General features: G+C 68.5%; 6 protein-coding genes. 1 reads left to right on the top strand and 5 read right to left on the bottom strand.

Annotated elements, in window-relative coordinates:
• Nucleotides 1-915: 915 nt before the first annotated feature.
• Nucleotides 916-1,134, bottom strand: a complete 219-nt coding sequence (locus DEI95_RS16670; protein WP_181436241.1) for a hypothetical protein — start codon at nt 1,132-1,134, stop codon at nt 916-918.
• Nucleotides 1,135-1,542: 408 nt separating this feature from the next.
• Between DEI95_RS16670 and DEI95_RS08115 the strand changes: the two genes are divergently transcribed.
• Complete coding sequence (locus DEI95_RS08115; RefSeq protein WP_111059927.1) at nt 1,543-1,782, top strand: hypothetical protein; 240 nt, start codon at nt 1,543-1,545, stop codon at nt 1,780-1,782.
• 43 nt (nt 1,783-1,825) lie between these two features.
• Here the strand turns inward: DEI95_RS08115 and DEI95_RS08110 are convergent, their stop codons facing one another.
• The 4 genes from DEI95_RS08110 to DEI95_RS16445 form a co-directional block, all read right to left on the bottom strand.
• Complete coding sequence (locus tag DEI95_RS08110; protein ID WP_111059926.1) at nt 1,826-2,518, bottom strand: hypothetical protein; 693 nt, start codon at nt 2,516-2,518, stop codon at nt 1,826-1,828.
• Between the two features lie 40 nt (nt 2,519-2,558).
• Nucleotides 2,559-2,759, bottom strand: a complete 201-nt coding sequence (locus DEI95_RS16450; protein ID WP_146243626.1) for a hypothetical protein — start codon at nt 2,757-2,759, stop codon at nt 2,559-2,561.
• An 87-nt stretch (nt 2,760-2,846) separates the two neighbouring features.
• Nucleotides 2,847-3,470, bottom strand: a complete 624-nt coding sequence (locus DEI95_RS08105; protein WP_111059925.1) for a hypothetical protein — start codon at nt 3,468-3,470, stop codon at nt 2,847-2,849.
• Between the two features lie 108 nt (nt 3,471-3,578).
• Nucleotides 3,579-4,010 carry a hypothetical protein gene (locus DEI95_RS16445; protein ID WP_146243625.1) on the bottom strand — a complete coding sequence of 144 codons (432 nt, stop codon included), beginning with the start codon at nt 4,008-4,010 and terminating at the stop codon, nt 3,579-3,581.
• Between the last annotated feature and the right edge of the window lie 1,990 nt (nt 4,011-6,000).

Raw genomic sequence — 6,000 nt, 5'->3', positions numbered from 1 at the left:
GCGGCAACGTGGCCTGGGGAAGTTGACCCCGATCGAGTACGAGACGATCATCAACCCACAGGTCGCTCTCGCGGCCTAGACGAACGAGTCAACGAAACCTGCAGCAGTCCCCTACCCCGGGAGTATAAGAGTGCGCGTCTACCGCGCGCGCTCTCATACTATGTGCGGTGCCGTACGCCCATCACGGTTCGAACGTGTCGTGGATGAAGATGCGGATCAGTTCGACGGTGCCGTCGGGCAGCTTCCAGTAGTGGAGACGGCGGGCGGAGGCGGCGTCTGAATCAATGCTTGCGCGGAAGCAGACGGCGCCGTCGTCGCGGACCCACGCGGGTGCTCCGCCGGTGTCGCTGGTGCGCAGCGGGTGGACGCGGCGTGCAGCGAGGTCGTCACGGCCGGCGAGGATGTTGAGGACGCAGCCGAGCGCTTTCGTCGCCTGCGTGTCGCGAGGGTTTCGAACGAGTCGGTGAGGCCGTCACCGAGCCAGAAGTCAGGGAGCGGACGGTCCGTCTTCCCCGCGGCGGGGATGCGGTCTGCGGTCCGGTCAATCTTCCCACCCGGGGGACGCGCGGGACGCTCTCGCGACGGCGAGCTAGCTCACCGACCGGTGCCCGTTTCGCGTCGCCTGGTACAGGGTGACGATCACGAGAACGGCCGCGCCGAGGAAGCACAAGCCCGCCAGCACGAGACAGACGATGTCACCTGCATCGGGCTGCCAAGCCATCACGTGCCTGTGGCACCGGAATCCCAGAGAAGTGCTCGTGCAGTCCCTTCGTAGACCAAGTCCTCTCGAAGCCCTTGCTGGAGCGCGCTGTAGCCCAGACCGAGGAGCACGACGAGCGAAGACATCCAGAAGAACAAGACGCCGAGCGCCGAGGTCAGAGGCATCGCAGTAAGTGTCTCGCGCGTCGACAGGATTTAGACGGAACCGTCAACGGAACTGAGGGGTGACGATCGTCCGATGCGGCGTGCATCGAACTCCTGACGGAGGGCTCGCTCGTCAGCAAGCAGAGCCTCGGCGCGTTCAGCCGAGATCGGTGGATTGAGGCGCCGCCGCACCACGCTGTTGCGGACCTGCTGCACGAAACGACGAAACTCCTCGTCCTCGGCGGCCGACGTCGCCTGAGCGTCACTCACCCCAGCACCATAGCGTCGCGCCGGCGGAGCGTTCGCCGTACCACGGCACCAGAACGTGTCACCGTCCGCCCATAGGATCGGCGAGCCGACCAACACCACCACGGGGAAACTGATGACGCTGGCCGATGACCCGATGACCCGATGACCCGATGACCCGATGACCCGATGACCCGATGACCCGATGACCCGATGACCCGATGACCCGATGACCCGATGACCCGATGACCCGAAGACGCTCGACGAGTTGGTGCGACGCATCACCGAACTCGAGCGCGACATCTCCGTGATGCGTCGAGCTAATACGACCGCGGCCGCACGCGCCGCTCATCCGGGGGTCCGAGGCGTCGTGCTCACCCCACCGGAGGGCGTCGAGGCCGAGTTCATCGGGACCCCAATCGACGACTCGGCATGGCTACGCGCTCGGGCGGAGAAGCTGCGGCGTCAGTCGGCACCCCGACGAGTCGGCTCCTGCTCCACGATGGCACAGTCACCGACGACCCGGACAAGGCGTCCGCCATCGACGCCATGTTCACCGACGGCTACTTCACCGACGAACTTCCCGTCACGGTGGCGGGCGGACTCACGGGCGGCGGAAGCAGTGCGGCTGACTGTCATGCCCAACATGTGGGCGGCGACGGCACCGCTTGAGCCCGCACGAGGTGGCGATCACGCGCGAGCGCTGAAGGGACGGCTACCAGCCGAGGTCTGCCGTGCCCTGCTGGGCTATCTCGGGCAGCAGGTGTAACCCGTCGAACTCGTACTCGTCCCGCCATGGCCCATCGAGGTCGGCGGGGTTCTCAGTGGTGGGGCTAATGCTGCGAGAGCGGCCGCGGACGGCTTTTGCTGCTTCAGCGCGGAGCCACGCCTCGTGGTTGACGAGGCTGTCGGCGTAGAGAACCCCGGCGCGCTGCGCATAGGAGAACGCTTCAGCGCCGTCGTAGGTGCGGCGGAGCCGAACATCGAGGCCGAGGTCGAGGTCACCGAGGCGGTCCTTCTCCCGATTGAGGTAGCTGCCGAAGACGCGGATCCGGGCGATGATGGTGGCGCGAGTGTCGTCAGCGTTGAACGCCTTCGCGCGCGTGACTGCTTCGTCAAGGAGCCGGTCCGCGGTCTTTCGCGTGATTGGCTTCGTCCACCGGTGGTTCGCGACTGCGTTCCCGGAGGTGGTTGTCCGGTACGACGGTCCCCACTGGTGGTCGGCTATGTGCTCGACGTAGCCGTCGGCTTCGAGTCGCACGAGCGCGTCTCGGTCGGTGCCGTGCTCAGGGTCCAGGAGCGGCGTCCCCAACGGGGCCATCGCGCCTGGCCCCCTGAAGTACCGGAGGAACTTCACCGCGACAGGTGCGGGAAGGCCGGAGATGACGTCGGTCTGCTGCAGGTCCACGTCGTCATCGTGGCAGACGCCACCGTCGACGCAGGTCCTGTCAGACGGTGGACCGGAGCCGCTTCGGTGGCTTGGTGGCTCCGGACACTCCGTGTCCCTGCCCGAGGGGCTTGGCCTTGTACGTCTCGGGTCGGGACGCGGTGGGGACGGGGATGCCGGGGTAGCCGAGTTCGGACACCTTCTGCGGCCACAGTGGGGGAGTGTCCTTCCGGCGGAGCCAGTGCGGGACACCGCGAAGCATGGACGCGTTGCGGAGGATGGCGGTTGCGGTGTCCGGGCTGGTCGGGGCGAACGGGACAACCCGTGGCTCGAGCAGCAGCGCCGGCTTTCACAGCTGGTCCGCGGGCCCAGACGGCTTGTACGCCGCGAGGGTGAGGAATGACCGGTCAACGTGGCGGGGCTCCGGGAACCAGGACGTCCGCTCGGCGACGAACATCCGGTCCGCGGTCCGGTCGAAGTTCACACCCGGGTAGGCGCGGGTCGCCTTTGCGACGGCCTTGCGGACGGCGACGGCGACTTCCTTCACCTGGACGTGCTTGTCCGGTCGTGGGGCGACGACGAACACGACGACGATGCCGGAGTCGGCGAGGCGATGCTTCGCGAGAAGCTTCGCCCACCGTTCCACCTTCGCTTCGAACGACGCACCGGTGGATGCGGGACCTCCACGGCGATGCGGAGCCCGTCCTCCCGGACGACGGTGACGTCCGCTGCTGCCTGTGTCCCACCCGACGGAGTGGTCCGCCGCTCCGGTGTGGGACAGCAGGTCGAAGCCTGAGAGCTTCTCCCCGAGGACCGTCCCGACACCGGGGCACCATTCGGCGGTGCGGAGGCCGAGCTCGACGGCGAGGAGGTTGAGCCGGTCGAACTGGGAACCGGACTCCCACGGGTACCCGCCGGTGACGGACACCATCTCCGGGTACGTCAGATGCGGGCGGACCTTCTGCTGGAACACAGTCGTCCGGCTCGGGCGGTACAAGGTGCCGCGGGCGGTGCCCTGGGTGTTGAACAGGCCGTTGGAGAAGATGCCGGTGTCTGCGACTCCGGCTGCGAACAGGTCCGTTCAGGTGCGGGCCTTCCCCGCGAGTTCGACGTCACCGGTGAGAGCAGCAGCCTGCTCGCCCGTGAAGGTGCGCCACATGTTGAGGGCGCCCATCGCGTTCAGACGCTTCGGCAGCGCCGGTCCGGTGAGACGTTCAAGCGCGGTCTTCCGGTCCACGTCGAGGTGTGCAGGAAGCCGGCCGAGGCCTTCACGCTGCTGCGCGTGTGCCTGTTCGACGGACAGCCATGAGGCTTGCGAGCCGGTGGCCCAGAGGCCTGCGTAGAACGGGTCCACTCGGTTCGCGGTCGCGACGTCCGGAGTTGGGCACGCGGAGGGCACCTGGTTGAACGGGACGACGCGAGCCGCGGTCGGGGCGGTTGCGGTGATGGCAACTGGAAGAGCTCTCCGCGCGGCCACCCCAAATGGCGTGCTCCCGTTCATGCGTTCGAGCACCACAGATGCGGCGAAAAAGGCGACACCTGATACCCCTCCAGCGAATCTCTGACATACCAATAACGCCCAAGCCGCGCCGCCGAAATCCCCCGCCGCCTCACCCGTCTCCCGCTGCCCTTTCGTGCCTCAGGGTGGTCGTCTGGGTTCGCACCGTGCGGTGGGCGCCCCGTCGTTCGTGCCTCTCTTCGGGGGCTCACGTCCTCGTTCCTCGTCGTTCGCGCATCGCGTCGCTTCGCTCCAAGCGATGCCCTCGTCCGCTCGTTCCTCGCGTCCGAGGCGGGTCCCTCCTTGAGCGCTGTCGCCCTCAGTGCAGGAGTGTCCCGTCGTCCCCGTCTCGCAGGCTCATCGCTGCCGAGTCGCTCCCTCGGGGTCGCTCCGTCGTCGTTCCGGTCCCGTCCCGGAACCGTCACGACTCCACGGTCCGCTCAGCGTCCCGAAGCGTCACGCCCCGTGGCTGGTTCCGCCTCGGAGCCTGACGCCCCAGAGACCTTCGTCACGGATGCGTCCCGCCACCGTCCCGACGTCGTCGCGCCCCTCATGTGTGGTCAGCGCTCCGCGCGGACACCAGGTCACGTCAACGACGCACCGCCACCGCACCGCCACCACACCGACACCGTCACGCCCCACGCTCACGCATCGACACCGCACCGACCCCGTCCCGAACCGTGACGATGACGTGCGCGCAGCGCTGCGAGGGAGGAACGACCGAGCACCGGGGCACGAGGAACGAGAGCCCCGGTCAGGACCTCACGCCAGCATGTCCACCCGCACCCCACCGACCCTGCTCCTCGTCACGCCGACGCACCGCCACCGTCCCGACGACGTGACGCAGCCCTGACGCTCCGACCACACGCCGCCACCACGTCGTCCACGCACCGTCACCCGCCCGCGCAGCGGCTCGCGACCGAGGAACGAGGGAGCGACCCCAAGACCCCCAACCCCGTCCGAACCCGCAGCGTCCCAGCCTCCGTGACGACACGTCCCGCAGCCGTCCAGCATCCGCAGCCGAGACGACGCACCGCCCACCGCCCAGACCTCGACCCGTCAACGCCCCGCAGACGCTGACGGCGCAGCCGACAGAGGGCCGACCCCCAGGGAGGCCCGCGACCCGCAGGGGAGCGCGAGCGAGGAACGAGCGAGCATCGTCAACGAACCGACGCACGTCCCGTCGACGTTCCCGACCGCACCCGGGGGAGCGCAGCGAGCCCGGGACAAGCAGACGCCACGCAGACGCTTCCGAACACGCACCGGCAACGCCGGGGACGCGCCAGCGGACCCGGACAGAGTCCGACCCGCTGACCCGTCCCGGCTGCCGGTCCGTGAACGTCGCGCCCGCTCGCCCGTGACGAAGTCGCGGGCGGACGTCAGCTTGTCCCGGCTTCTCACTCCGAAGAGCTGTCCCGGTTGTCCGCGTCGGTCGGCTGACGAGGGTGTCTCTTCTCACCTACGACGTGTCCAACGTCCGGCTGCTCTTCCCCTCCCAGATCTCACCTCTCCTGTCCCGGAAATCCCGCGTCCTGGAATCTCGCCTCGACCCTGCGGCTACCGCCGGACCACGGGCCGCTTCGCGTCCCGGGAAGTTCGCCGGCTGGACATCCGCGACCGCGGCAGTGCGGTCGGTGCCGCGCGGCCCGAACGTGGGACTGCTGCCTTGACCCGGGGCCGCGCATAGTTGCAGCAGACCGGAAGGACGCACCACCGCATGGCCCGATGGACAGAACCGCTCGACGCAGTGCTCCGGCGACCGCCGAACCTCGTGCCGGTACGACCCGTCGAAGTCCCACCGGTGCTGCCCTTCGACGACGCGCTCGAGCGGCTCCGTGCGCAGGCACTCGCGGACTTCACCATCCGTCGCTGCGGCGGGGTGTTCGATGTACGGCCGGCCGACCTTGTCCGTCTGCCCGTTGTGCGCACGGGTGGCAACGTCCCGCGCCAATGCCGCCGTGTCCGTCATGGCTTCAGCGTCCCGCGACCGGCCGACAGGTCACCG

The sequence above is a fragment of the Curtobacterium sp. MCBD17_008 genome, from assembly GCF_003234475.1.
Lineage (GTDB): Bacteria > Actinomycetota > Actinomycetes > Actinomycetales > Microbacteriaceae > Curtobacterium.
This window is presented reverse-complemented; position numbering and strand designations above follow the sequence as displayed.

Excerpts from the sequence above, each read along its gene's own strand:
- DEI95_RS08115 (WP_111059927.1), top strand. The coding sequence starts at position 1,543 with ATGGCTACGCGCTCGGGCGGAGAAGCTGCGGCGTCAGTCGGCACCCCG.
- DEI95_RS16450 (WP_146243626.1), bottom strand. The coding sequence starts at position 2,759 with ATGCTTCGCGGTGTCCCGCACTGGCTCCGCCGGAAGGACACTCCCCCA.